The 25,650-nt window shown below is 52.3% G+C and carries 30 protein-coding genes and 2 tRNA genes; 19 read left to right on the top strand and 13 right to left on the bottom strand.

The annotated features are described in order from the left end of the window. Positions 1-24 precede the first annotated feature (24 nt). The gene (csiR, locus tag HV302_RS05915; RefSeq protein WP_049270954.1) at positions 25-711 is read left to right on the top strand and encodes a DNA-binding transcriptional regulator CsiR; all 687 of its coding nucleotides are present in this window, start codon (positions 25-27) and stop codon (positions 709-711) included. A 12-nt stretch (positions 712-723) separates the two neighbouring features. Here csiR and lysM read toward each other — a convergent pair whose 3' ends face one another. Next, the gene (gene lysM, locus HV302_RS05910; protein WP_016154138.1) at positions 724-1,173 is read right to left on the bottom strand and encodes a peptidoglycan-binding protein LysM; all 450 of its coding nucleotides are present in this window, start codon (positions 1,171-1,173) and stop codon (positions 724-726) included. 96 nt (positions 1,174-1,269) lie between these two features. Beyond that, entirely contained in the window at positions 1,270-1,428 is a 159-nt protein-coding gene (locus HV302_RS05905) for a YqaE/Pmp3 family membrane protein (RefSeq protein ID WP_049270951.1), read from the bottom strand. A 184-nt stretch (positions 1,429-1,612) separates the two neighbouring features. Here HV302_RS05905 and HV302_RS05900 point away from each other — a divergent pair, with 184 nt between their 5' ends. The 3 genes from HV302_RS05900 (at position 1,613) to HV302_RS05890 (ending at position 2,709) form a co-directional block, all read left to right on the top strand. Then, positions 1,613-1,912 carry an ArsR/SmtB family transcription factor gene (locus HV302_RS05900; protein ID WP_016154139.1) on the top strand — a complete coding sequence of 100 codons (300 nt, stop codon included), beginning with the start codon at positions 1,613-1,615 and terminating at the stop codon, positions 1,910-1,912. A 9-nt stretch (positions 1,913-1,921) separates the two neighbouring features. Then, on the top strand, positions 1,922-2,449 hold the full coding sequence (locus tag HV302_RS05895; protein ID WP_181627033.1) for a rhodanese family protein: 528 nt from the start codon (positions 1,922-1,924) through the stop codon (positions 2,447-2,449). A gap of 80 nt (positions 2,450-2,529) precedes the next feature. Next, complete coding sequence (locus HV302_RS05890) at positions 2,530-2,709, top strand: hypothetical protein (RefSeq protein ID WP_016154141.1); 180 nt, start codon at positions 2,530-2,532, stop codon at positions 2,707-2,709. A 36-nt stretch (positions 2,710-2,745) separates the two neighbouring features. On the opposite strand, the gene stpA is transcribed toward HV302_RS05890, so the two are convergent. Further along, positions 2,746-3,147, bottom strand: coding sequence for a DNA-binding protein StpA (stpA, locus tag HV302_RS05885; protein WP_181627032.1), 402 nt, complete (start codon positions 3,145-3,147; stop codon positions 2,746-2,748). 557 nt (positions 3,148-3,704) lie between these two features. Between stpA and alaE the strand changes: the two genes are divergently transcribed. Beyond that, positions 3,705-4,154: an L-alanine exporter AlaE gene (gene alaE, locus HV302_RS05880; RefSeq protein ID WP_016154144.1), complete on the top strand. Its 450-nt coding sequence runs from the start codon at positions 3,705-3,707 to the stop codon at positions 4,152-4,154. Between the two features lie 36 nt (positions 4,155-4,190). On the opposite strand, the gene HV302_RS05875 is transcribed toward alaE, so the two are convergent. After that, positions 4,191-4,541, bottom strand: a complete 351-nt coding sequence (locus HV302_RS05875) for a DUF2002 family protein (protein WP_016154145.1) — start codon at positions 4,539-4,541, stop codon at positions 4,191-4,193. 125 nt (positions 4,542-4,666) lie between these two features. Then, positions 4,667-6,001, bottom strand: a complete 1,335-nt coding sequence (gene pdxR, locus HV302_RS05870) for a MocR-like pyridoxine biosynthesis transcription factor PdxR (RefSeq protein ID WP_181627031.1) — start codon at positions 5,999-6,001, stop codon at positions 4,667-4,669. A gap of 90 nt (positions 6,002-6,091) precedes the next feature. On the opposite strand from pdxR, the gene HV302_RS05865 reads away from it, so the two are divergent. From HV302_RS05865 to emrB, 14 genes are all read left to right on the top strand, one after another. Next, positions 6,092-6,523 carry a carboxymuconolactone decarboxylase family protein gene (locus HV302_RS05865; protein ID WP_016154147.1) on the top strand — a complete coding sequence of 144 codons (432 nt, stop codon included), beginning with the start codon at positions 6,092-6,094 and terminating at the stop codon, positions 6,521-6,523. 225 nt (positions 6,524-6,748) lie between these two features. After that, a complete protein-coding gene (nrdH, locus tag HV302_RS05860) occupies positions 6,749-6,994 on the top strand; it encodes a glutaredoxin-like protein NrdH (protein WP_016157297.1) in 246 nt (81 codons plus the stop codon). Further along, the gene (gene nrdI, locus HV302_RS05855; protein WP_181627030.1) at positions 6,991-7,401 is read left to right on the top strand and encodes a class Ib ribonucleoside-diphosphate reductase assembly flavoprotein NrdI; all 411 of its coding nucleotides are present in this window, start codon (positions 6,991-6,993) and stop codon (positions 7,399-7,401) included. The genes nrdH and nrdI overlap by 4 nt, the downstream gene beginning before the upstream one ends. Then, entirely contained in the window at positions 7,374-9,518 is a 2,145-nt protein-coding gene (gene nrdE, locus HV302_RS05850) for a class 1b ribonucleoside-diphosphate reductase subunit alpha (RefSeq protein WP_181627029.1), read from the top strand. Before nrdI ends, nrdE begins: the two co-directional genes overlap by 28 nt. Before the next feature lie 10 nt (positions 9,519-9,528). Further along, a complete protein-coding gene (gene nrdF / locus HV302_RS05845; protein WP_016157300.1) occupies positions 9,529-10,488 on the top strand; it encodes a class 1b ribonucleoside-diphosphate reductase subunit beta in 960 nt (319 codons plus the stop codon). Positions 10,489-10,842: 354 nt separating this feature from the next. Beyond that, on the top strand, positions 10,843-12,045 hold the full coding sequence (gene proV / locus HV302_RS05840) for a glycine betaine/L-proline ABC transporter ATP-binding protein ProV (protein WP_016157301.1): 1,203 nt from the start codon (positions 10,843-10,845) through the stop codon (positions 12,043-12,045). Further along, entirely contained in the window at positions 12,038-13,102 is a 1,065-nt protein-coding gene (gene proW / locus HV302_RS05835; RefSeq protein ID WP_181627028.1) for a glycine betaine/L-proline ABC transporter permease ProW, read from the top strand. The genes proV and proW overlap by 8 nt, the downstream gene beginning before the upstream one ends. 68 nt (positions 13,103-13,170) lie before the next feature. Beyond that, complete coding sequence (gene proX, locus HV302_RS05830) at positions 13,171-14,166, top strand: glycine betaine/L-proline ABC transporter substrate-binding protein ProX (protein ID WP_016154154.1); 996 nt, start codon at positions 13,171-13,173, stop codon at positions 14,164-14,166. A 180-nt stretch (positions 14,167-14,346) separates the two neighbouring features. Next, on the top strand, positions 14,347-15,531 hold the full coding sequence (locus HV302_RS05825) for an MFS transporter (RefSeq protein WP_181627027.1): 1,185 nt from the start codon (positions 14,347-14,349) through the stop codon (positions 15,529-15,531). A 122-nt stretch (positions 15,532-15,653) separates the two neighbouring features. Beyond that, entirely contained in the window at positions 15,654-16,391 is a 738-nt protein-coding gene (locus tag HV302_RS05820) for an AzlC family ABC transporter permease (RefSeq protein ID WP_019077531.1), read from the top strand. Next, positions 16,381-16,716, top strand: coding sequence for an L-valine transporter subunit YgaH (ygaH, locus tag HV302_RS05815; RefSeq protein ID WP_016154157.1), 336 nt, complete (start codon positions 16,381-16,383; stop codon positions 16,714-16,716). The genes HV302_RS05820 and ygaH overlap by 11 nt, the downstream gene beginning before the upstream one ends. Before the next feature lie 90 nt (positions 16,717-16,806). Continuing rightward, positions 16,807-17,337 carry a multidrug efflux transporter EmrAB transcriptional repressor EmrR gene (emrR, locus tag HV302_RS05810; protein WP_003037300.1) on the top strand — a complete coding sequence of 177 codons (531 nt, stop codon included), beginning with the start codon at positions 16,807-16,809 and terminating at the stop codon, positions 17,335-17,337. Positions 17,338-17,467: 130 nt separating this feature from the next. Continuing rightward, entirely contained in the window at positions 17,468-18,640 is a 1,173-nt protein-coding gene (gene emrA, locus HV302_RS05805) for a multidrug efflux MFS transporter periplasmic adaptor subunit EmrA (RefSeq protein ID WP_049282740.1), read from the top strand. Between the two features lie 16 nt (positions 18,641-18,656). Next, positions 18,657-20,195, top strand: a complete 1,539-nt coding sequence (gene emrB / locus HV302_RS05800) for a multidrug efflux MFS transporter permease subunit EmrB (protein WP_016154159.1) — start codon at positions 18,657-18,659, stop codon at positions 20,193-20,195. Between the two features lie 360 nt (positions 20,196-20,555). Here the strand turns inward: emrB and HV302_RS05795 are convergent, their stop codons facing one another. The 8 genes from HV302_RS05795 to HV302_RS05760 form a co-directional block, all read right to left on the bottom strand. Continuing rightward, on the bottom strand, positions 20,556-20,855 hold the full coding sequence (locus HV302_RS05795) for a hypothetical protein (protein WP_191212343.1): 300 nt from the start codon (positions 20,853-20,855) through the stop codon (positions 20,556-20,558). 236 nt (positions 20,856-21,091) lie between these two features. After that, the gene (gene tnpA, locus HV302_RS05790; RefSeq protein WP_079778750.1) at positions 21,092-21,550 is read right to left on the bottom strand and encodes an IS200/IS605 family transposase; all 459 of its coding nucleotides are present in this window, start codon (positions 21,548-21,550) and stop codon (positions 21,092-21,094) included. A 205-nt stretch (positions 21,551-21,755) separates the two neighbouring features. Next, positions 21,756-22,271, bottom strand: coding sequence for an S-ribosylhomocysteine lyase (gene luxS, locus HV302_RS05785; RefSeq protein WP_016154160.1), 516 nt, complete (start codon positions 22,269-22,271; stop codon positions 21,756-21,758). Between the two features lie 149 nt (positions 22,272-22,420). Next, entirely contained in the window at positions 22,421-23,977 is a 1,557-nt protein-coding gene (gshA, locus tag HV302_RS05780; protein ID WP_016154161.1) for a glutamate--cysteine ligase, read from the bottom strand. 77 nt (positions 23,978-24,054) lie between these two features. After that, positions 24,055-24,483, bottom strand: coding sequence for a YqaA family protein (locus tag HV302_RS05775; protein WP_047358814.1), 429 nt, complete (start codon positions 24,481-24,483; stop codon positions 24,055-24,057). Beyond that, positions 24,480-25,046 (bottom strand): fructose-1-phosphate/6-phosphogluconate phosphatase, encoded by a 567-nt coding sequence (yqaB, locus tag HV302_RS05770; protein WP_046274846.1) that lies wholly within the window; start codon positions 25,044-25,046, stop codon positions 24,480-24,482. The genes HV302_RS05775 and yqaB overlap by 4 nt, the downstream gene beginning before the upstream one ends. A gap of 248 nt (positions 25,047-25,294) precedes the next feature. Next, a tRNA-Arg gene (locus HV302_RS05765) sits at positions 25,295-25,371 on the bottom strand. 192 nt (positions 25,372-25,563) lie between these two features. Next, a tRNA-Arg gene (locus tag HV302_RS05760) sits at positions 25,564-25,640 on the bottom strand. Positions 25,641-25,650 lie beyond the last annotated feature (10 nt).

Below are 25,650 nucleotides of genomic sequence, written 5' to 3'. Positions count from 1 at the left end.
GGAAAACCGTTCAGGAGTAAGACCATGACCGCCATTCCCCAACCGACGGCCATTGATGGATACCGCTGGCTGAAAAACGACATCATCCGCGGTGTGTATCAGCCTGATGAAAAACTGCGTATGAGCCTTCTGACCTCACGCTATGAGCTTGGCGTGGGACCGCTACGCGAAGCGCTTTCGCAGTTGGTTGCCGAGCGGCTGGTCACGGTGGTCAATCAGAAAGGGTATCGTGTCGCCCCAATGTCCGAACAGGAGTTGCTCGATATTTTCGATGCCCGCGCCAATATGGAAGCCATGCTGGTTGCGCTGGCCATTGAACGCGGCGACGACGCCTGGGAAGCTGAAATTCTGGCGCGGGCGCATATGCTCGGCAAGCTTGAAGCCGTTGACGCCAGTGAACAGATGCTCGACGAGTGGGATCAGCGCCATCAGGCTTTTCACTCGGCAATTGTCGCTGGCTGCGGTTCACAGTATCTGCTGCAAATGCGCGAACGGCTATTCGATTTGGCGGCGCGCTACCGGTTTATCTGGCTGCGAAAGACGGTGCTGTCGGTGGAGATGTTGGAAGATAAACACGATCAGCACCAAACGCTGACCGAAGCAATTCTGGCACGCGATGCCGCACGTGCCAGTGAATTAATGCGCCAGCACCTGCTGACGCCCATTCCGATTATTCAACAAGCGATGTCCGGCAAATTGCTGACGCAATAAGCCTGAACATTCTTATTGTTCTGGAATACGCAAAACCTGCCCTGGATAAATTTTATCCGGGCTTTTCAGCATCGGTTTATTCGCTTCAAATATCTGGTTATACAGGTTGGCGTTACCGTATACCTGTTTGGCAATAGCGCTCAGGGTATCCCCTGATTTTACGGTATAAAACTGGCTTTCACTCGCCGGCGCAGAAGTTTTTACCTGATCGTCGACGCTGGCAATACCAGAGATATTGCCAATCGCAATCAGGATTTTTTCTTTCGCTTCCTGACTTAATCCATCGCCAGAAACGGTGGCTTTACCTTCGTTAATTTGGACGTTCACTTTATCCGCATCCGGGATGCCCGTTTTGTTCAGGTGTTCCTGTACCTTTTTTGCCAGATCGGCAGTGTCATGGTTGCCAGTAACCGCATCCCACAGTTTTTCACCCGCATCTTTTACAAAATTAAAGAGTCCCATATCCACCTCGGTAGTTAACAATCAACACCAGGAAGTGTAGCAGAGGAGAAAGAAGCGCAAAGAAAACGGCGCCAGAGCGCCGTAGTAGAAAGGTAATTAGCTACGCGTTTGTATCCAGAAGGCGTGGATCAGACCCGGGATGTAGCCCAGCAGCGTCAGAACAATATTGAGGATAAATGCCCAGCCGAACCCCTTCCCCAGCAGCACGCCAAGCGGGGGCAGAATAATAGTAAAAACGATTCTCCAGAAACCCATACACACTCCATACAAGCAAAAAGTTACTCATTGTTTAAAAAGAGATTTTATCTCTAAGCATAGTCAGTGTACCTAACTCTGCCAGCCTTCCCCTGCTGTTTTACCCTCCTTTACGCTCTTTACGCTGGCGTACGTTGACCGTTTATTTTAGAATAAGCTTAATTTAGAATATGCTTAAATACATATGACTGAACTTGAACAACTCCAGGCCAGCGCAGAGCAGGCTGCCGCCCTGCTAAAAGCGATGAGTAACCCGAAAAGGTTGCTGATTTTGTGCATGCTCTGCGGCTCACCCGGTACCAGCGCGGGCGAATTAGCCCGTGTTACCGGCCTGAGTCCTTCCGCCACTTCGCAGCATCTGGCGCGTATGCGTGAAGAGGGCCTGATAGACAGCCAACGCGATGCCCAGCGCATCCTGTACTCCATCAAAAATGCGGCCGTGAATTCACTGATCGCCACATTAAAAACACTGTATTGCCCATAAGGAGCCATCATGACCATTGGGACGATTTCCCCGCGCGAGGCGCAGACGCTGGTCGCACAAGGCGCAAAACTGATTGATATCCGCGATGCTGACGAGTATCTGTACGAGCATATTCCGGAGGCGCATCTGGTACCATTATCTACGCTAGAGCAGGGATCGCTGCCTGCGAATTTACGCGCCGGGCAGGTGATTTTTCACTGCCAGTCAGGCAAACGTACACAAAACGCGGCGACAAAACTGAACGCTATTGCCGCGCCTGCGCAGGTCTGGTTGTTGGAAGGTGGCATTGACGGCTGGAAAGCCGCAGGTTTTCCGGTGGCAAAAGATCGTTCACAACCGTTACCGCTGATGCGCCAGGTGCAGATAGCCGCAGGTAGCCTTGCCTTACTCGGCGTCATTCTGGGCTACACCGTTAGCAGCGCCTTCTTCCTGCTGAGCGGTTTCGTGGGTGCCGGGCTAATACTCGCTGGCGTGAACGGCTTTTGCGGCATGGCGCGATTGCTGGATATCATGCCCTGGAACCGACGTACTCATTAAGCGGTAATCATTGAAACTGCACTGTACCCGCTGATTGACGTGATCTATGGTGAGTTCTGCGATAAATAAAGGAGAGCAATATGTTTAAACCTGGCGATCTGGTTCAACCACGCATGGGTGGACCCAAACTGAAAGTTGTCGAAGTCAATGGCGATCACATTGTGGCGGTACACGCCAGTAATGAAAGCGGCGAAAAATTCACGCTGAAAGCAGCTGACGTGACGCGATATACCGAAGAGGGTGATTTTGGCGTTTGCTGAAAATAAGCGGTGAGGTCGCCCTCACCGCATTAATAATCAGATCAAAAAGTCATCAAGAGATTTACCGGCAGCCAGTGCCTGGGCAATTGGCTTCGGTGTGCGACCCTGTCCGGTCCATGTTTTTGTTTCACCATTGAGATCGGTAAAACGATATTTCGCCGGGCGCGGCTGACGTTTTTTAACTGAACCTGCCGTCGCAGGCGTCATGCTCAGTAGCTCTTCCGGATTGATCCCGTCTGCCTGCATCAGCGCCAGCAAAGTATTAATTTTTTCCTGCTGTTCTGCACGTTGGCGCTGTTGTTGTTCTTCTTCATCGCGGCGTTCTTTGGTCACTACCCTGAATTTTTCAAGCATATCTTCCAGCACATCAACGGAAAATTCACGAGCCATTGCACGCAGCGAGCGGATATTATTTAAGTTTTTTAACATTGAACTCATATTAACAAAACCTCTTTAACGTAAAACATAAAAACGGTATTACCCTAAATATTGTATGCAACTGCTTATTATATTTCCAGTCTAATTTATTCGCATATTACTAATCAAAAAAGCTAATTCGTGTATTTATAGCATCCATTTTGACATCGCCTATGCGATATATTCTATTCCTCTGCTAGTCGCTATAAATATACCTGCAAGGAGTCTCAGGGTATCAGTCGAGAAACAGGCCACAACATCGCGCGGAGCCGGTGCGTATACATATTGCACATTAGTCAACATTGAGAAAAGGAGCGCAAAAAATTCAGAAAAACAAATTTCCATAACCCATTGTTCTAAAATGCCTTTAATTAAATCAGCAACGAAAATACCAAAACGAACAAAAAACAAACCATTGCAGAGCATTTTATCGACAAAAAGGTAATAAATAAAAATTTTAAGCTAGTTGCTAGTTATTATCCAGGCAGATATCCTATTCAAACGCGAAAGCAGCAAGACAAATCACTAGCAAGAAGGTATTCAAAACCTTTTTTTCCCTTTTTACAAGGAGCATTAACATGTTCTCTCCGCAGTCACGCTTGCGTCATGCAGTAGCAGACACGTTCGCGATGGTTGTTTATTGTTCTGTCGTGAACATGTTGATCGAAATATTCCTTTCAGGAATGAGCTTCGAACAGTCTCTGTACTCCAGACTGGTGGCTATCCCCGTCAACATCCTGATCGCGTGGCCATACGGCATGTATCGCGATTTGTTTATGCGCGCGGCGCGTAAAGCCACGCAAGCAGGATGGGGGAAAAACCTGGCGGACGTGCTGGCTTATGTCACCTTCCAGTCACCAGTGTATGTGATTATTCTATTGACGGTTGGCGCAGACTGGCACCAGATTACGGCTGCAGTAAGTTCGAACATCGTGGTATCAATGCTGATGGGCGCGGTCTATGGCTACTTTCTTGATTATTGCCGCCGCCTGTTTAAGGTCAGCAGCTATCACCAGGCTAAAGCCTGACAGATCTCTTCGCGACTGGCCCTGCCAGTCGCATTATTAGTTTGAACTAACGTCGCCAAACAACCCACTCAGATAACGCTCAAGCGCAATTCGCGAACTGAAGCCGTGCGGAATACCATAATGTTCGTGAGTCTCTCCGGCTAAATATAGCGGGAATTGCTGGTAGTGATCGCAGGTTTTAATATCCGTCGCAGGTTCCGCCAGCGAAGAGCTGCGCTCTTTTAGCGTGGGATGGATAACTAATGCGGTACGTCCCATACGTGCTTCACGGTTAACGTACACATAATTTTCGCCACGACGATAGCCGTACGTTTTTTGCGTCACTACATCGACGGTAAAGCCCACTTTTTCAAGTACGCGCGCCACCTCATCAGGTCGTAAATACATATATTTTCCTCGTTATCTTTTTTTACTGCGGGCTTACCTTACCTGATTCAGCATTAGCAACGCTTTCAGAAAAGTCCATAAACGAGTGGCGATGGTGGGACGAATATCTTAAGAACCGCGCAGATTTATGTCAGCGACATCCGCAGTTGATACGCTGCCTGCTGCGCCATTTCCACCGAACTGATGTTAGTAAACGACAGCAATATTCCCCCCTTTCCTGCTGAAGTTATTCGCCAGCGGCTTAACGCCTGAACCGCCAGCCCGGCCTGATTCGCTTTGCGCACTAGGGCAACATCATCTCCGTCGACAGTTATCACCAGCTGAATCCCTCCTTCCTGAGGAATGACGTTAAACCCTTGTTCGCTCAGCGCGTTTTCCATCCATTGACGTCGCAGGGCATAATTCTGGCGCATACGTTTTAAGTGCCGCCAGAAGTGGCCATCTTGCATAAAATCCGCCAGCGTTTGCTGCCATAAAACCGGAACGCTACAGGCCGTTAGCGCCGCCTGCTGACGAAAATGTTCGACCTGAGTCAGGGGTACCACCAGCCATGCCGTGCGCAAAGCCGGAAACATCGATTTGCTGAACGTTCCGGCATAAATCACCCGCTGGGGCGCATCCAGACTTTTTAGCGGCGGCAACGGTTTACCGTGGTAGCGAAATTCACTGTCGTAATCATCTTCAATGATCCACGCCTGCGCCCGAGTCGCCCATTCAAGCAGTTGGTGGCGACGGTCTAATGACAGGGCGACGCCCAGCGGACTTTGGTGTGCGGGTGTGAGCAGCACAAAACGCGCCTGCGGGTAGTCACGGATCCCAGCGCAGACATCCAGGCCATCGGCATCAACTGCCACCGGCATCAGCTCAATGCGCTCCTGAGCCACCACGGGGTGAATCAACGGAAAGCCAGGATCTTCGACCCACATCCCCTCACCGGGTTGAGACAGAGCGCGCAGGATTAACGTCATTGATGCCGCGTAACCTGAAGTAATAAAAATCTGCTCCGGCTGGCACTCAATACTGCGTGAGACGCGCAGGTAATCGACAATCGCCTGACGTAACCCCCGTTCGCCGCAAACATCGCCCACGGCCAGGTCAAAACGCGTTTGGGTGCGTAAACGCCGCCCCATCACCCGCGCCCAGACGTCCCGCGGGAAGAGATCGAGTGCGGGTAATCCCATCTGAAAAGGCTGCGGCCTGGGGTTTTCTCCGGCGAAGATGGCGGGAGACACAGGTGCGTTTTCCGGTCGCAGTTGCTCACTGACAAATGTTCCTGCCTGCCCGCGTCGCGCGAGCCAGCCCTGCGCCACCAGATCTGCATAGGCATTTTCCACCGTCGAACGTGATACCCCCAGCTCCTGGGCCCAGGTCCGACTGGAGGGCAATCTTGTGCCTGGCTTTAGTTCAACTTTCTCAATGGCGTTTTTTAACTGACGGGCAATTTGCTGATAGCGTGGCATTTATGGTCTGCTTTTTTGGCAACAATATGGCTCTCTGTAGCAGTCCATTATAGTGCTACATTGCGGGTCATCCAAACGAGGAGAAATACCATGACAATGTTACGCCAGCCCTATTATGAACTCAGTCCTGAAATCTATAACGCTTTGGTTCAGGCCAGCAAAGCGCTGGAAAACTGCGCGCTGGAACCTACGCTGACGGAACTGATTTACCTGCGAGTCTCGCAAATCAACGGCTGCGCCTTTTGCCTGGAAATGCACAGTAAGGCGCTGCGCAAATCCGGTGTTGCGCAGGCCAAACTGGACGCTCTGGCAGGCTGGCGGGTGAGTCATCACTTCAGCGAGCAGGAGCGTGCGGCACTGGCGTGGGCCGAATCCGTCACCCATATAGCCAGCACCCATGCCGAAGATGACGTTTATCTGCCGCTGCTCGACCATTTTAGCGCGAAAGAGATTAGCGATTTGACGTTTGCTATTAGCCTGATGAACTGCTTTAACCGTCTGGCGGTAGGGATGCGCATGTGATTCTGCGCTGCCGGATGGCGACATAAGCGCCATCCGGCAACCTGCCATAGTTTCTATCACTTCCTCCGTCACGCTCATCACCCAAGCCCTCATCAATCTAAAATTACCATATCTTGTATGGTTGAATCTTTTTAAAACTACATCTAGTATCTCCTCTATCAAGACACACACAACCTGACGCCCTCTATCGCGTCATTCTTTTACTTTTAGATGGAAATACGAATCATGCGCATTGTTATTTACACTCGTAACAACTGTGTTCAGTGCCACGCCACTAAGCGGGCGATGGAAAGCCGCGGGTTTGACTTTGAGATGGTAAACGTCGATTTACACCCCGATATGGCTGATCGCCTGCGCGATCAAGGCTTTCGTCAGTTACCGGTCGTGGTCGCAGGGGAAACCAGTTGGTCAGGATTTCGCCCGGACATGATCAACCGTCTGCGCCCGGCTCCTCAAGTGGCCAGCGCATGAGTCAGCTCGTCTACTTTTCCAGCAGCTCCGAAAATACGCACCGCTTCATGCAGCGTCTGGGGCTGCCTGCCATCCGCATTCCGCTTAACGAACGCGAGCGGATCCGGGTAGACGAATCTTACATTTTAATCGTGCCCTCCTACGGTGGCGGCGGTACAGCTGGCGCGGTCCCGAGACAGGTGATCCGCTTTTTAAACGATACGCACAACCGGGCGTTAATCCGTGGAGTGATCGCCTCCGGCAATCGCAATTTCGGGGACGCCTACGGTCGCGCGGGTGATGTCATCTCACAAAAATGCGGCGTGCCGTGGCTCTATCGCTTTGAGCTGATGGGCACCCAAAGCGATATCGACAACGTGCAAAAAGGAGTGAGCGAATTTTGGCAACGACAACCGCAGAACGTGTAGAACAGCAGACGCTGGATTATCACGCCCTGAACGCCATGCTGAATCTGTACGATAAGGCCGGGCGCATTCAGTTCGACAAAGACCATCAGGCGGTGGAGGCATTCTTTACCGCCCACGTTCGCCCCAACTCGGTGGCGTTTGCCAGCCAGCAGGCGCGTCTGGACACGTTGGTGGATGAAGGCTATTACGATGCCAGCGTGTTAGCCCGCTACGATCGCGCGTTTGTGCTGAAGCTATTCGCCCACGCCCACGCCAGCGGATTCCGTTTCCAGACGTTCCTCGGCGCATGGAAGTTCTACACCAGCTATACGCTGAAAACGTTCGACGGGAAGCGCTATCTCGAAGACTTTGAGGATCGCGTAACGATGGTGGCGCTCACGCTGGCGCAGGGCGATGAAGCGCTCGCTCTGCAACTGACCGATGAAATGCTCTCCGGGCGTTTTCAACCCGCCACGCCAACCTTTTTAAACTGCGGTAAACAGCAACGCGGCGAGCTGGTTTCCTGCTTCCTGTTACGCATTGAAGACAACATGGAGTCAATTGGACGGGCGGTCAACTCGGCGCTGCAACTCTCCAAACGCGGCGGCGGTGTGGCATTTTTGCTCTCTAACCTGCGTGAGGCGGGTGCGCCCATTAAGCGCATTGAGAACCAGTCCTCAGGGGTGATCCCGGTAATGAAAATGCTGGAGGATGCGTTTTCTTATGCGAATCAATTAGGGGCGCGTCAGGGTGCAGGCGCGGTGTATCTGCACGCGCATCATCCGGATATTTTGCGTTTTCTCGATACCAAACGTGAAAACGCCGACGAGAAAATCCGTATCAAAACGCTCTCGCTTGGTGTGGTGATCCCGGATGTCACCTTCCAGTTAGCCAAAGAAAATGCCCAAATGGCGCTGTTTTCACCGTATGACGTGGAACGCATTTACGGCAAACCATTCGGTGATATCGCCGTAACTGAACGGTATGACGAACTGGTTGCCGACAAACGAGTGCGCAAAAAATACATTAACGCCCGCGATTTCTTCCAGCGGCTGGCCGAGATCCAGTTCGAGTCCGGCTACCCTTACATCATGTTTGAAGACACGGTGAATCGCACCAATCCGATTGCCGGTCGTATCAATATGAGCAACCTGTGCTCGGAGATTTTGCAGGTTAACAACGCTTCCACCTACGATGAAAACCTCAATTACGCGCAAACAGGGCACGATATCTCCTGCAACCTCGGCTCGTTGAATATTGCTCATACCATGGATTCGCCAGACTTTGGGCGCACCGTGGAAACGGCGGTTCGCGGTTTAACGGCCGTTTCGGACATGAGCCATATCCGCAGCGTACCCTCAATTGAGGCCGGAAACAGCGCATCGCACGCCATCGGTCTTGGGCAGATGAACCTGCACGGGTATCTGGCACGGGAAGGTATCGCCTACGGCTCACCTGAAGGGCTGGATTTCACCAATCTCTATTTCTACACCATCACCTGGCATGCGCTGAATACGTCGATGAAGCTCGCCCGGGAACGCGGCAAAACCTTTGCCGGATTCAGACAGTCCCGCTACGCCAGCGGTGAGTATTTTAACCAGTATCTGCAGGGCGACTGGCAGCCAAAAACCGCCAAGGTTCGCACACTGTTTGCCGCCAGCGGCATTACGCTGCCAACGCGCGAAATGTGGTCGCAACTGCGTGAAGATGTCATGCGCTACGGCATTTATAACCAGAATTTACAAGCGGTTCCGCCAACGGGTTCTATCTCCTACATCAACCATGCGACATCAAGCATTCACCCGATCGTGTCAAAAGTGGAGATTCGCAAAGAGGGCAAAACCGGGCGCGTTTACTACCCTGCCCCGTTTATGACCAATGAGAATCTGGCCTTGTATCAGGATGCCTACGAGATTGGTCCACAAAAAATCATTGATACCTACGCTGAAGCAACGCGGCATGTCGATCAGGGGCTTTCACTGACGCTCTTTTTCCCCGATACCGCCACCACTCGCGATATCAACAAAGCGCAGATTTACGCCTGGCGTAAGGGCATCAAATCGCTGTACTACATCCGACTACGCCAGTTGGCGCTGGAAGGAACCGAAATCGAAGGTTGCGTGTCATGCGCGCTGTAAGGAGGACAACATGACATTATCCCGCGTGAGTGCCATCAACTGGAACAAGATTGAGGATGATAAAGATCTCGAGGTTTGGAATCGCCTGACCAGTAACTTCTGGCTACCGGAAAAGGTCCCGCTCTCCAACGATATCCCGGCCTGGCAAACATTGAACGCCGCCGAACAGCAGCTGACTATCCGCGTTTTTACCGGGCTGACGCTGCTCGACACTATTCAGAACATAGCCGGTGCGCCAGCATTGATGGCCGATTCGTTAACGCCGCATGAAGAGGCGGTGCTATCGAATATCAGCTTTATGGAAGCGGTGCACGCCCGTTCGTACAGCTCAATTTTCTCCACTCTTTGCCAGACCAAAGACGTGGATGCGGCTTACGCGTGGAGTGAAGAAAATACCCCACTCCAGCGCAAGGCGCAGATCATTTTGACACATTACGCCAGCGACGAACCGTTGAAGAAAAAAATTGCCAGCGTGTTTCTGGAATCCTTCCTGTTCTATTCCGGCTTCTGGTTGCCAATGTATTTCTCCAGCCGCGGAAAACTGACCAATACCGCCGATCTCATTCGTCTGATCATTCGTGATGAAGCCGTTCACGGGTATTACATTGGTTATAAATATCAAAAAGGTCTGGAGCACATTTCTGAATCCGCACGCGAGGAGTTAAAGAATTTTGCCCTCGATCTGCTGATGGAATTGTATGATAACGAAGCGCGTTATACGGAAGAATTGTATGCAGAAACCGGCTGGGTGGATGACGTCAAAGCCTTCCTTTGCTACAACGCCAATAAGGCATTAATGAATTTGGGGTATGAGGCATTATTTCCGCCAGAAATGGCGGAGGTTAACCCGGCAATCCTTGCCGCGCTGTCGCCCAACGCTGACGAAAACCACGATTTCTTCTCGGGTTCCGGCTCATCATACGTGATGGGAAAAGCTGTCGAAACTGAAGACGACGACTGGAATTTCTAGCACTCATTTCCGCGGGAAATACCGTATATTTTTCGCGGAAATATTTTAACAGGATCACACTTTTGTCGTGCAAATATAATTGTGTGATCTACACTCAATATCAGCCGCATTATTCGCCTGCATTTCAGCAATTCAGGCGACTTTTCATTGCCATTTACAAAAAATATTACCCCATTCACATTCGCGCTCAGCCCTTATATCACGGGAAGTCCCGCCACATGGCCTTCAGCAATATTCGTGCCACAAACAAATTCAGGGTTGTCTCAGATTCTCAGTATGTTAGGGTAGAAAAAGGTCACTATTTCCATCAGGTAATATATCGATATAAACAAATAACAGGAATCATTCTATTGCATGGCAATTAAATTAGAAGTTAAAAATCTCTATAAGATATTTGGAGAGCATCCGCAGAGAGCCTTCAAATATATTGAAAAAGGACTTTCAAAAGAGCAGATTCTGGATAAAACAGGGCTATCGCTTGGCGTTAAGAACGCCAGTCTGGCCATTGAAGAAGGCGAGATATTTGTCATCATGGGATTATCCGGTTCGGGTAAATCCACAATGGTACGCCTTCTCAATCGCCTGATTGAACCCACCCGCGGGCAAGTATTGATTGACGGCGTAGACATCGCCCGGATATCCGATGCTGAGCTTCGCGAGGTGCGCAGAAAAAAGATTGCGATGGTTTTCCAGTCCTTTGCCCTGATGCCGCACATGACGGTCCTGGACAATACGGCATTCGGCATGGAATTAGCCGGTGTTGGCGCGGATGAACGTCGTGAAAAAGCGTTAGATGCGCTGCGTCAGGTTGGTCTGGAGAATTATGCTCACGGATACCCGGATGAACTTTCCGGAGGGATGCGCCAGCGTGTGGGCCTCGCCCGTGCATTAGCCATAAACCCTGACATCTTATTAATGGATGAGGCCTTTTCTGCCCTCGATCCGTTAATTCGTACCGAGATGCAGGATGAACTGGTAAAACTACAGGCGAAACATCAACGTACCGTGGTCTTTATTTCCCACGATCTCGACGAAGCTATGCGTATTGGCGACAGAATTGCCATTATGCAAAACGGTGAAGTGGTCCAGGTCGGCACGCCAGATGAAATCCTGAATAATCCGGCCAATGATTATGTACGCACCTTCTTCCGCGGCGTTGATATTAGCCAGGTCTTTAGTGCCAAAGATATTTCACGTCGTAGCCCTGAAGGTTTAATTCGTAAAACGCCCGGGGTCGGTCCACGTTCAGCGCTGCAATTATTGCAGGACAAAGATCGCGAATATGGTTACGTGATCGAGCGCGGCAATAAATTCGTCGGCGTTGTCTCTATCGACTCTTTAAAAACAGCATTAAGTCAGGCGCAAGGTATTGAAGCGGCATTGATCGATGAGCCGTTAGCCGTGGATGCGCAAACTCCTCTCAGCGAGTTGCTTTCTCATGTCGGCCAGGCCCCGTGCGCGGTGCCGGTTGTTGATGAGGAACAACAGTATGTGGGCATCATTTCAAAACGCATGCTGTTACAGGCTTTAGATCGTGAGGGGGCAAACAATGGCTGATCAAACCAATCCGTGGGATACCACACCAGCGGCCGACAGTGCCGCACAAACCGCCGATGCCTGGAGTACGCCATCAGGCGCGCCAGCTGACGGCGGTGGCGCAGACTGGCTGACCAGCGCACCCGCGCCGGCGCCAGAGCATTTCAATATTATGGATCCGTTCGATAAAACGCTAATCCCGCTGGATAGCTGGGTCACAGAAGGGATCGACTGGGTCGTTACCCATTTCCGTCCGGTCTTCCAGGGCATTCGAGTCCCGGTGGATTATATTCTCAACGGCTTCCAGCAGCTTCTGTTGGGTATGCCTGCCCCGGTGGCGATTATCCTGTTCGCTCTGATTGCCTGGCAGATTTCCGGCGTTGGAATGGGCGTTGCTACGCTGATTTCATTGATTGCAATCGGGGCCATCGGCGCGTGGTCGCAGGCCATGATAACCCTGGCGCTGGTACTTACCGCGCTGCTGTTCTGCGTGGTGATCGGTCTACCGATGGGGATCTGGTTGGCGCGCAGTCCACGGGCGGCAAAAATTGTTCGTCCGCTGCTGGACGCCATGCAAACCACACCGGCGTTCGTCTATCTGGTGCCGATCGTCATGCTGTTTGGTATCGGTAACGTCCCGGGCGTGGTGGTGACGATTATCTTCGCCCTGCCGCCAATCGTGCGTCTGACCATTCTGGGGATTAACCAGGTGCCAGCAGACTTGATTGAAGCCTCGCGCTCATTTGGCGCCAGCCCGCGCCAGATGCTGTTTAAAGTGCAGCTCCCGCTGGCGATGCCTACCATTATGGCCGGGGTCAACCAGACGCTGATGCTGGCGCTCTCAATGGTCGTCATCGCGTCGATGATCGCCGTCGGCGGACTGGGTCAGATGGTTCTGCGCGGAATCGGTCGTCTGGATATGGGGCTTGCCACCGTCGGCGGGGTTGGGATCGTGATCCTCGCCATCATTCTCGACCGCCTGACGCAGGCTGTCGGTCGCGACGCCCGTAGCCGTGGCAACCGTCGCTGGTACACCACCGGTCCCGTTGGGCTTATCACTCGCCCATTCACGAAGTAATTCACCCGTTGCCCGGTGGCGTATTGCTTACCGGGCCTATACGTCCCTCCAATAATTAAGGAACAACGATGCGACAGAACGTCATTATTGCCACAGCGTTTGCCACCCTTGTCTCCACCAGCACTTTCGCTGCCGATCTGCCAGGCAAAGGCATCACTGTACAGCCAATCCAGAGCACTATCTCTGAAGAATCCTTCCAGACGCAACTGGTCGCCCGTGCGCTGGAGAAACTGGGTTATACCGTTAACAAAACAAGCGAAGTTGACTACAACGTCGGCTATACCTCCATTGCCTCTGGCGATGCAACTTTTACCGCTGTGAACTGGCAGCCGCTGCATGATGATATGTATGCCGCAGCGGGCGGAGACAAAAAGTTCTATCGCGAGGGGGTATTCGTTACGGGTGCCGCGCAAGGATATCTGATCGATAAAAAAACCGCTGAGCAGTATAAAATCACCAACATTGCCCAGTTAAAAGATCCGAAGATCGCCAAAATCTTTGACACCAACGGCGACGGAAAAGCAGACATGATGGGCTGCTCGCCGGGCTGGGGCTGCGAAGCGGTGATCAACCACCAGAACAAAGCCTTCGATCTGGAAAAAACCGTCGAGGTCAGCCACGGTAACTATGCGGCGATGATGGCTGACACCATTACCCGCTTTAAAGAAGGCAAACCCATTCTTTACTACACCTGGACACCGTACTGGGTGAGCGACGTAATGAAACCGGGTAAAGATGTGGTCTGGTTGCAGGTGCCGTTCTCTTCCCTGCCAGGCGAGCAGAAAGACATTGATACCAAGCTGCCTAACGGCGCCAACTACGGCTTCCCGGTGAACACTATGCATATCGTCGCCAACAAAGCCTGGGCGGAGAAAAACCCGGCTGCGGCGAAACTGTTTGCCGTCATGAAGCTGCCGCTGGCGGATATCAACGCGCAGAACGCGATGATGCACGACGGGAAGGCATCTGAAGCCGACGTGCAGGGTCACGTTGACGGCTGGATCAAAGCCCACCAGCAACAGTTTGATGGCTGGGTGAAAGAAGCGCTGGCTGCGCAGAAATAACCCCCCTCGTAGGTCTGATAAGCCTAGCGCCATCACACCAATGCCGGATGGTGGCGCGATGCGCCTTATCCGGCCTACACGCCCTCCTCCCAACCGCACAATCCATCACCCAACAAATCAGCAACATTTAATCACTTACGTTATGATTGTTTTCTGCAACCCATTTTTCAGTTGAAAACCATGACGAAAACCACTCAGGGACTTAGCCCTTCGCTGATCCTGTTAATGTCTATCGCCACCGGCCTCGCCGTCGCCAGTAACTATTACGCGCAGCCGCTGCTCGACACCATCGCACGTAACTTTTCGCTATCGGCCAGCACCGCTGGCTTTATCGTCACCGCGGCCCAGCTCGGCTATGCCGCCGGCCTGCTATTTTTAGTACCGCTTGGCGATATGTTTGAACGTCGGATGCTGATCGTCTCCATGACGCTGTTAGCGGCAGGCGGCATGCTTATTACCGCCAGTAGCCAGTCGCTGGGCATGCTGATCCTCGGCACCGCCCTTACCGGATTATTCTCGGTAGTGGCACAGATTCTGGTTCCGCTGGCGGCGACGCTTGCCACGCCGGATAAGCGCGGTAAAGTTGTCGGCACCATTATGAGCGGCCTGCTGCTGGGTATCCTGCTGGCGCGCACCGTGGCGGGATTACTGGCCAATCTTGGCGGCTGGCGCACCGTATTTTGGGTCGCATCGATATTAATGGCGCTGATGGCGATTGCGCTGTGGCGCGGTCTGCCGAAGATGAAATCAGATACTCATCTCAACTATCCGCAACTGTTAGGCTCCGTATTCAGCCTGTTTATCCATGATAAATTGCTGCGTACCCGCGCGATGCTGGGCTGCCTGACCTTTGCCAATTTCAGTATTCTCTGGACCTCTATGGCGTTTTTGCTCGCCGCGCCGCCGTTTAACTACTCCGAAGGAACGATCGGGCTGTTTGGCCTGGCAGGGGCCGCAGGGGCGTTAGGCGCGCGTCCGGCAGGTGGTTTTGCCGATAAGGGAAAATCACATCTCACCACGACCACAGGTCTGTTATTACTGCTGCTCTCCTGGTGGGCTATCTGGTTTGGGCATAGTTCCGTACCAATGCTGATTATCGGTATCCTGGTCCTGGACCTCACCGTTCAGGGCGTGCATATCACCAACCAGACGGTTATCTATCGCATTCATCCGGACGCGCGTAATCGCCTGACCGCCGGATACATGACCAGCTATTTTATTGGCGGGGCGGCAGGTTCGCTGATTTCGGCCTCCGCCTGGCAGCATGCCGGTTGGGCTGGCGTTTGTCTGGCCGGTACGACCGTTGCCCTACTCAACCTGTTGGTCTGGTGGCGAGGATATCACCGTCAGGAAGCCGTAAATTAAGCATATAGCGTATGTTTACCGCTGATTGGGCTCCGCAGGGTGTTAAGGAGCCCATCAGTCTGCTAAGGTTATAACTCATTGAACCAAGTTATATTAATTTCGGTAATGAAACCTATAACCCTATGGAAAGCCCGATATCCCAGTCTGAACCCAGTTCTGCGACGCTAACTGAAGGATTCAAAGACAGCCTGCCAATAGTCATCAGCTATATTCCGGTCGCTTTTGCATTTGGTCTCAATGCCACTCGCCTTGGCTTTACTCCGGTTGAAAGCGTGTTTTTCTCCTGCATTATCTATGCGGGAGCCAGCCAGTTTGTCATCACCACAATGCTCGCCGCAGGCAGTTCTTTGTGGGTCGCCGCCCTGACCGTCATGGCCATGGATGTACGCCATGTTTTGTACGGACCTTCCCTGCGTAGCCGAATCGCCCAGCGACTGAGCAAACCCAAAAGCGCGCTGTGGGCCTTTGGCCTCACCGATGAAGTCTTTGCCGCCGCCACGGCGAAGCTGGTACGGGATAACCGGCGCTGGAGTGAAAACTGGATGATCGGCATTGCGCTATGCTCCTGGGCCTCCTGGGTGTTTGGCACGGTGATCGGCGCGTTTTCCGGCAGTGGTTTACTCAAGGATTACCCGGCAGTTGAAGCGGCGTTGGGCTTCATGCTCCCGGCGCTGTTCATGAGCTTCCTGCTCGCCTCTTTCCAGCGTCAACAAGCACTCTGCGTGACTGCAGCACTGGCCGGCGCGCTGGCTGGCGTCATGCTGTTTTCCATTCCTGCCGCTATCCTTGCAGGCATTGTCTGCGGATGCCTGACGGCTCTTATCCAGTCATTTTGGCAGGGAGGTCCCGATGAGCTATGAGGTCCTGCTGCTTGGCCTGTTGGTCGGCTGCGTTAACTACTGTTTTCGTTATTTGCCGCTCCGTCTTGGAGTGGGGAATGTTCGCCCGACGAAGCGCGGCGCGACGGGCATATTACTCGACACCATTGGCATTGCATCAATTTGCGCCCTGTTGGTGGTGTCTACCGCGCCAGAAGTGATGCACGATTCTCGTCGGTTCGTGCCTACGCTGGTGGGGTTTGTCATACTGGGCGCAAGCTTCTATAAGACCCGCAGCATCATCATTCCAACCTTACTGAGTGCTCTGGGCTATGGATTAGCCTGGAAAATGCTGATTGTCTTATAGATAAAAACAATCATTTTAAATAAATAATACATTTACTTTATTTGTCACTGTCGTTACTATATCGGCTGAAATTAATGAGGTTATACCCAAATGGATAGTTCGTTTACGCCCATTGAACAAATGCTAAAATTTCGCGCCAGCCGCTACGAAGAGTTCCCTTATCAGGAAGTGCTTCTGACTCGTCTATGCATGCACATGCAGGGCAAGCTGCTGGAAAACCGCAATAAGATGCTGAAAGCTCAAGGGATTAACGAGACATTGTTTATGGCGTTGATTACGCTGGAGTCTCAGGAAAACCACAGTATTCAGCCTTCTGAACTGAGTTGCGCGCTTGGCTCGTCACGCACTAACGCAACCCGTATTGCGGATGAGTTAGAAAAACGTGGCTGGATCGAACGTCGCGAAAGCGATAACGATCGCCGCTGTCTGCATCTGCAATTGACCGAGAAAGGCCACGCATTTTTGCAAGAGGTGTTACCGCCTCAGCATAACTGCCTGCATCAGCTTTGGTCATCTCTCAGCACCACCGAAAAAGATCAGCTTGAGCAAATTACCCGTAAACTTCTGACCCGTCTTGACCAGATGGAGCAGGATGGCGCGGTATTAGAAGCGTTGCGCTAACGCGCCGACTCGCTCAGAAATCCAGATTTATAAATGAAAAAACCGACAGGCCAGCACGCATACTGCTGGCCTGTCTGATAAACAGGTCGGCTCAGCCGATGTGAAAAAAAAGAAGATCGTGGAGAACAACATGAGCGCAAATGCGGAGACTCAAACCCCGCAGCAACCGGTCAAGAAGAATGGCAAACGTAAAAGTATGCTGCTCCTTCTGACCTTGCTCTTTATTATCATTGCCGTGGCATATGGGATTTATTGGTTTTTAGTACTGCGTCATGTCGAAGAGACAGACGATGCGTACGTGGCAGGGAACCAGGTTCAAATCATGGCGCAGGTATCAGGCAGCGTGACGAAAGTCTGGGCTGATAACACTGACTTTGTAAAACAAGGCGATGTGCTGGTCACCCTCGACCAGACGGACGCAAAGCAGGCATTTGAAAAAGCCAAAACTGCGCTGGCTTCCAGCGTGCGTCAGACGCACCAGTTGATGATCAATAGCAAGCAGTTACAGGCAAGCATTGAAGTGCAGAGAACCGCGCTGGCGCAGGCACAAAGCGACTTTAATCGCCGTGTCCCGCTGGGCAACGCCAACCTGATTGGCCGCGAAGAGCTGCAACATGCGCGTGATGCCGTCGCCAGCGCTCAGGCTCAGCTTGATGTCGCTATCCAACAATATAATGCCAACCAGGCGATGATTCTCGGCAGTAAGCTGGAAGACCAGCCCGCCGTGCAACAGGCGGCCACTGAAGTGCGCAATGCCTGGCTGGCGCTGGAACGAACCAGAATCGTCAGCCCAATGACTGGCTATGTTTCCCGTCGTTCCGTGCAACCGGGAGCGCAAATTAGCCCGACCACGCCGCTGATGGCGGTTGTTCCAGCCACTAACCTGTGGGTGGATGCCAACTTCAAAGAAACACAGCTCGCGCACATGCGTATCGGTCAACCGGCGACCGTTATCAGTGATATTTACGGCGATGACGTGAAATATACCGGTAAGGTTGTCGGGCTGGATATGGGTACGGGCAGCGCCTTTTCCCTGCTGCCAGCACAAAATGCGACGGGTAACTGGATCAAAGTCGTCCAGCGTCTGCCAGTGCGTATTGAACTGGATGCACAGCAGTTGGCGCAGCATCCGCTGCGTATCGGTTTATCTACGCTGGTTACGGTAGATACCTCAAATCGTGACGGACAAATTCTGGCAAGCCAGGTTCGCACCACGCCGGTATCAGAAAGTAATGCACGGGAAATCAACCTTGCTCCGGTCAATAAGATGATCGAAGAGATCGTGCAGGCCAACGCGGGCTAATTCAAAGGTGCGTGTGATGCAACAGCAAAAACCGCTGGAAGGCGCGCAGCTCGTCATTATGACGATCGCGCTGTCCCTGGCGACATTCATGCAGGTGCTGGACTCCACCATTGCTAACGTGGCGATCCCCACTATCGCCGGGAACCTCGGCTCTTCACTGAGCCAGGGAACCTGGGTGATCACCTCATTCGGGGTGGCGAACGCTATCTCTATTCCGATCACCGGCTGGCTGGCAAAGCGTTTTGGCGAAGTAAGGCTATTCATGTGGTCAACTATCGCCTTCGTCATTGCGTCATGGGCATGCGGGATGTCCACCAGCCTGAACATGCTGATTTTCTTCCGCGTAATCCAGGGGATTGTCGCCGGTCCATTAATTCCGCTGTCACAAAGCTTGTTGCTGAATAACTATCCTCCCGCCAAACGTTCCATCGCTCTGGCGCTATGGTCGATGACGGTGATTGTTGCCCCGATATGCGGCCCTATTCTTGGGGGCTATATCAGCGACAACTATCACTGGGGCTGGATATTTTTCATCAACGTGCCAATCGGTGCTGCGGTGGTATTGATGACTCTGCAAACCCTGCGCGGTCGGGAAACCAAAACCGAGCAGCGGCGCATCGATGCCATTGGTCTGGCCCTGCTGGTCATTGGTATCGGCAGTTTGCAGATTATGCTCGACCGCGGCAAAGAGCTGGACTGGTTCGCCTCTCAGGAGATTATCATCCTGACGGTGGTCGCCGTTGTCGCCATCAGCTTCCTGATCGTCTGGGAGCTTACCGACGAGCACCCCATTGTCGACCTCTCACTGTTTAAGTCGCGCAACTTTACCATCGGCTGTCTGTGTATCAGTCTGGCCTATATGCTCTACTTCGGCGCAATCGTCCTGCTGCCGCAGCTGTTGCAGGAGGTATACGGCTATACGGCAACCTGGGCCGGTCTGGCGTCAGCGCCGGTTGGGGTGATTCCGGTGATCTTATCGCCGATTATCGGCCGCTTCGCGCACAAGCTTGATATGCGTCGGTTAGTCACGTTCAGTTTTATTATGTACGCCGTCTGTTTCTACTGGCGTGCGTGGACGTTCGAACCGGGTATGGACTTTGGCGCATCGGCCTGGCCACAGTTTATTCAGGGTTTCGCGGTAGCCTGCTTCTTTATGCCGCTGACGACTATCACGCTGTCCGGCTTACCGCCTGAGCGTCTGGCCGCGGCATCAAGTTTGTCGAACTTTACGCGAACGCTGGCCGGCTCTATTGGCACATCAATTACGACGACGATGTGGACTAACCGCGAGTCACTTCACCATGCGCAGTTAACGGAATCCGTTAATCCCTACAATCCAAACGCGCAGGCAATGTACGATAAGCTGCAGGATTTAGGGATGACGCACCAGCAGGCGTCAGGCTGGATAGCCCAGCAGATCACCAATCAGGGGCTGATTATTTCCGCCAACGAAATCTTCTGGATGTCGGCGGGGATCTTTCTGGTCTTGCTTGGCCTGGTGTGGTTTGCCAAACCGCCCTTCGGTGCGGGCGGCGGCGGCGGTGGCGCGCACTAAATATCTGATAAAAGGGATCTGCGGATCCCTTTTTTATTGTCCCCCTAGGAGTAATGCTTGTTAGTTAACGAGGATGAGTGGCACATACAGAGGTAATGAATCTGTTGCCTCCGGTATATTGCTACGTTCACCTTATGTTTGTCACTTCTCTGAGGCAATACGACCTGTGAACGTGTTAAGGGTACTATCGCCGTACCCTTAACAATCCCGGCTCCCGACGGGAAAATTGTTGCTACGCAATACCCTCCGCTTATTCCTTCAGGCTACCGGGGCGGGCGCGAGGAAGCGTCCCTGCAAAACGCGCCCTGACCCCGCATCCCTGCGGGTTCTCCCGGCCTTACGGAAACACGTCGGCAATTTTCAGCCGGACCAGCCCACACCTGACCACCTGCGTTTTTTATCTGAACAGCAAAACAGAGTTAACTGGAAGTCAGTGCGTTGCAGCGATGACCCCGTTCCGGCTGAAAATCGATGAGGCGTTGACGGCTGACCGGGTTTGCCCGCAGGGATGCGGGCAGAGGGGACGGCCTGCAGGGACGCAGGCCCGGCCCCGGCCCGACAGGCAGACGGCATAAGACGAATGAATCGCGCAGCGACGATTTTCCCGCCGGGAGCCTGGGTTGCAAGGGAGGCGGCGGTGAGCCTCCTTTGCACGTTCACGGGTATCTGCGCTTCAGAAAAGTGATGCCACTGAGGTGAACGGAACCCTGAGCCGAAATCACATGTTCTCCATAATGCTTAACTGACTGGCATTACCTACCAGGGAGGTGGTTTAGGGGGAGGGGCAAATAAATATCCTCCGGCATAGCCGGAGGTTTTTCGGATGCGCCTATAAGGCTCTGTTACCAGCCGCGCCCTAACAGGCGCATACGATCTGACATTTGCATCAGACTTCGTTACTTACGGCCCGTAAACGGGCTACCCGCATAAGGGATCGATAACTGCTCACCCATTTTATCTTCTGCAAGCTGGTGCTTTATGTATTCCTGTATCTTCACCGTGTTCTTACCCACCGTATCTACGTAGTATCCCCGGCACCAGAACTCTCTATTCCTGTACTTGAATTTCATATCCCCAAACTGTTCATACAGCATCAGACTGCTTTTCCCTTTCAGATACCCCATAAAGCCGGATACGCTCATTTTGGGTGGGATTTCCACAAGCATATGGATATGATCCGCACAGCATTCCGCTTCCAGGATCCGCACGTTTTTCCACTCACACAGCTTTCTTAAGATGCTGCCTATCGCCCTGCGTTTCTCACCGTAGAATGCTTGTCTCCGGTATTTGGGCGCAAAAACTATGTGATATTTACAGTTCCATCGGGTGTGCGCTAAGCTCTTTTCGTCCCCCATTGGGACCCCCTTTTGATTTCTTGTTAAACATTTGCAGTTGCCAGACCGCAATGTGTTTTAACAAATCAAAAGGGGTTTTAATAACTGGCCCAAAGCTGAAAGCTTTCCGGAACCCCCAGCCTAGCTGGGGGTTTTCTGTGCACAATAAAAAACCCCGGTTATAAGCCGGGGTTAATTTAATTACTGGAACAACTAATCAGTATGACTAAATATGCAGTTCCTGCAGTTTCTCTTTCGGCAGCGCCAGCTCTTCATTGCTGTTAACGCGTACATCATGCTCCAGAATATGACGTGCGATATCCTGTGCTTCGCTAAGAGAGTGCATCTGATACGTGCCACACTGGTAAACGTTCAGCTCCGGGATCTGGTTTTGATCCTGCACTTTCAGCACGTCCGCCATCGCCGCTTTCCACGCGTCGGCAACACGCTGCTCGTCTGGCGTACCAATCAGGCTCATGTAAAAGCCAGTGCGGCATCCCATCGGAGAGATATCGATAATCTCCACGCCGTTGCCGTTGAGGTGGTTACGCATAAAACCTGCAAACAGGTGTTCCAGCGTGTGGATACCTTTCTCAGGCATCACTTCTTTGTTCGGAATGCAGAAACGCAGATCAAACACGGTGATTGCGTCGCCATGCGGGGTGTTCATCGTTTTTGCAACCCGGACCGCGGGAGCTTCCATCCGGGTGTGATCGACAGTAAAACTATCTAACAACGGCATTTAGCCACCTCCGATAAATTTTTTGAAAATAATCTGAACTCTTTGTTCCGGGGCGAGTCTGAGTATATGAAAGACGCGCATTTGTTATCATCATCCCTGTTTTCAGAGATGAAATTTTGGCCACTCCCGAGTGGCCTTTTTCTTTTGTATCAAGCGTGCTTTTCCAGCCACACGCTAAACGGCTCAGTATCAGCCGCTTCGATCTCCTGCTGACGACGCTTTGAAGCCTCGGTTTCAGCAATAAATTCCGCTTCCTGCAATATTTCTAACGGCTCTTCACGCAGCAGATTTCGGTAAGCCTCACCCAGCGCTTTACCCGTGCCGCCAATGCCTTCATCAATCATAGACCGTAGGATGCGGGCAGAGAAAGTCAGTTCTGGGTTGTCAAAACAGGCAACCAGTTCATCACAGACCTTTTGATACTCCTCTCCCCCATCGATGCTGTCCAGCGTTTGTGCCACGCGTTTCAGATCACGGAACAGATCTTTCCCTACCTTAGGCAACGGGAACTGGGCTGTTTCACAGCCAATACCTAACGTCAGCCCAGGCTTACGACCTTCGAGAATCACCCGATTCCAGTTTTTACGCGTACACAGCAATTCATCGCTGCTCATTTCCGGGGCATCGGCCAGCGCACACCAGACCATAAACAGATCGAGGAAGCGCACCTGCTGCTCGTCCACGCCGATCGGTGAGAACGGGTTGATATCCAGTGAGCGAACTTCGATGTACTCAATACCGCCACGTAGAAGCGCGTCAGAAGGCGTTTCGCCACGACGAGTGACGCGTTTCGGGCGAATAGGCGCATACAGCTCATTTTCAATCTGCAGAACGTTGCTGTTGATTTGCAGACGCTTACCGTCCTTCTCCAGACCGATCGCCGCGTACTCCTCGGAAGGGGTTTTAATCGCGCGCTTTAATCCTGCCACATACTCATGCAAATCGTTAAACGTAATTCCGAGATTGCTTTGCGACTTATTGGTATAGCCCAAATCACTCAGGCGCAGCGACGTCGCATACGGCAGGTAATACATCCCACAGTCGGTTTTTTCAAACGGCAGGGTTGTCGGTTTTCCTTGCAGGAAAGAGGAACAAATGGCCGGAGAGGCGCCAAACAGATACGGGATCACCCAACCAAAACGGTAGTAGTTGCGGATCAGACGGAAGTAACCCGCGGAGATCTTCTCTTTAGCATCTTCGCCGTCCGTTACGCCACATTTCGCCTGCCAGAAAGCCATCGGCAATGAGAAATTGTAGTGTACGCCAGAGATAGTCTGCATCAACGCGCCGTAACGGTTTTTGAGGCCTTCACGGTACAGCGTTTTCAGACGACCGGTATTCGACGTACCGTACTGCGCCAGTTCGATATCCTGACCTTCGGCAATATAGCAAGGCATGCTCAGCGGCCACATACGCTCGTCGCCCAGGTTCCTGGCGGTATACCGATGCAGGTCGCGCATGAACGTGAGCATTTTCTCAATGTCGTCGCCTGGAGGCGTAATAAACTCCAGCAGTGCTTCGGCAAAGTCAGTGGTTATCCATTTATGCGTTAGCGCTGAGCCTAACACCTCAGGATGGCCTGTCGTTGCTAATGACCCATCTGCATTAACGCGCAGCGTTTCGCGCTCCAGCCCACGTTGAATCCCCTTTAACGCCTGAGGATGGTTTTCCAGCCAGGCCAGCGCCTGTGATACGTCCGGGATCAAATTGACCTCCCGCCTGTCAAAATCGTTTTAATTAGCATAATGGTATTGGTTACCCTGAAGGCTATCTCACAACACAATTAGTGCCACCACATAATGCCTTGCGTCGTAACCGCTGCGACAACTATATAGCGCAGCGCCTTGCCAAGGCATAAGAAAAAAAGTACTGGACCCCACGAGATGCGCATCCATCCAGCTAACAGGCACAGTAAATCACCCACAACCGGCATCCAGCTTAATAATAGTGTGACAGCGCCATAGCGCCGCAGCCAGCCAGTGGCTTTTTCTTGCCAGCGCGATGTTTTACGCAATGGAAAGAAACGCCCAAGGATAACGTTAGTTAACCCTCCAAGGCTATTACCCATTGTTGCTGTTAAGACTAAGACCCAGGGATGACTTACCCCAGAGACCAGCAAAGCAACTAAAACAACTTCAGAATTGCCGGGTAATAGCGTAGCGCTGAGAAAACTGCTGGCAAACAGTGACAGGAGCGATAGTCCATCACTCACAATAACCGGACATCCACAGCATCCATTCCTGCGGCACGCGCCGCCTGCAGTCCAAAATCGGCATCTTCAAACACGACACAGCGTGCCGGAGCAACACCCATACGTTCGGCACAGAGCAAAAACGTATCAGGAGCAGGTTTATGGTGTTGTACGTGATCGGCTGCGACTACAGCATCAAAATAGCGACGCAGCCCAAGGTGTTCGAGAAGAGCTTCCGCAATCGCGCTTTCACTCCCCGTACCTACCGACATAGGACGACGACCATGCCAGGCTTTCACGACGTCAACCAATGGCAAAGGCTGGACGCTATCCAGCAGCATGCTTCTCACCTTGTCGGTTTTTTCACGCGCCAAGGCATGAGGGTCAAGATCGGCATGATTCAATTCAATTACCGACTGAGCAATACGCCACGTTGGGGAGCCATTGAGGGCGACCATGGCTTGTTCATCAAAACGTAACCCATAATGCCCCAATACCTCATGCCACGCCTTACGGTGCGTTGGCTCGGTATCCAGGATGGTGCCATCCATATCAAAAATCAAACCCGCATAACGTTCGTACATCGTCTTCTCACAAGCCGAATGACCAGACGTTATTTTATCGTAATTGATTGATTTTGTCGCTGACAGCGAATTAAGGGGGTTCCGGGAGTATGTGGAAATGATTCAAAGGAGAGAAGATGGTGCATCCGGGAGGATTACTCGGCTGCGCCTCGCCCTGGGGCCGTTGCTGAAGCAACGTTATCCTCCCTGGTGCTCACGATTATCTCGCAGACCATGAAACAACAGTGTTGTTGTTATCTCGGAGAAGATGGTGCATCCGGGAGGATTCGAACCTCCGACCGCTCGGTTCGTAGCCGAGTACTCTATCCAGCTGAGCTACGGATGCATCAGGGAAACTTGCTTTACTGCAGACTTGATGTCGCTGCTAAAGCGCTATCAAGTAAGATGGTGCATCCGGGAGGATTACTCGGCTGCGCCTCGCCCTGCGGGTCGTTGCTGAAGCAACGTTATCCTCCCTGGTGCTCGCGATTATCTCGCAGACCATGAAACAACAGTTTTACTGTTATCTCGGAGAAAATGGTGCATCCGGGAGGATTCGAACCTCCGACCGCTCGGTTCGTAGCCGAGTACTCTATCCAGCTGAGCTACGGATGCATCGGGAAAC

This window comes from Citrobacter sp. RHBSTW-00859 (genome assembly GCF_013729795.1).
Classification (GTDB): Bacteria; Pseudomonadota; Gammaproteobacteria; order Enterobacterales; family Enterobacteriaceae; genus Citrobacter; species Citrobacter braakii.
Note: the sequence above shows the minus strand (reverse complement) of the source record. Positions and strands in the feature narration are given on the sequence as shown.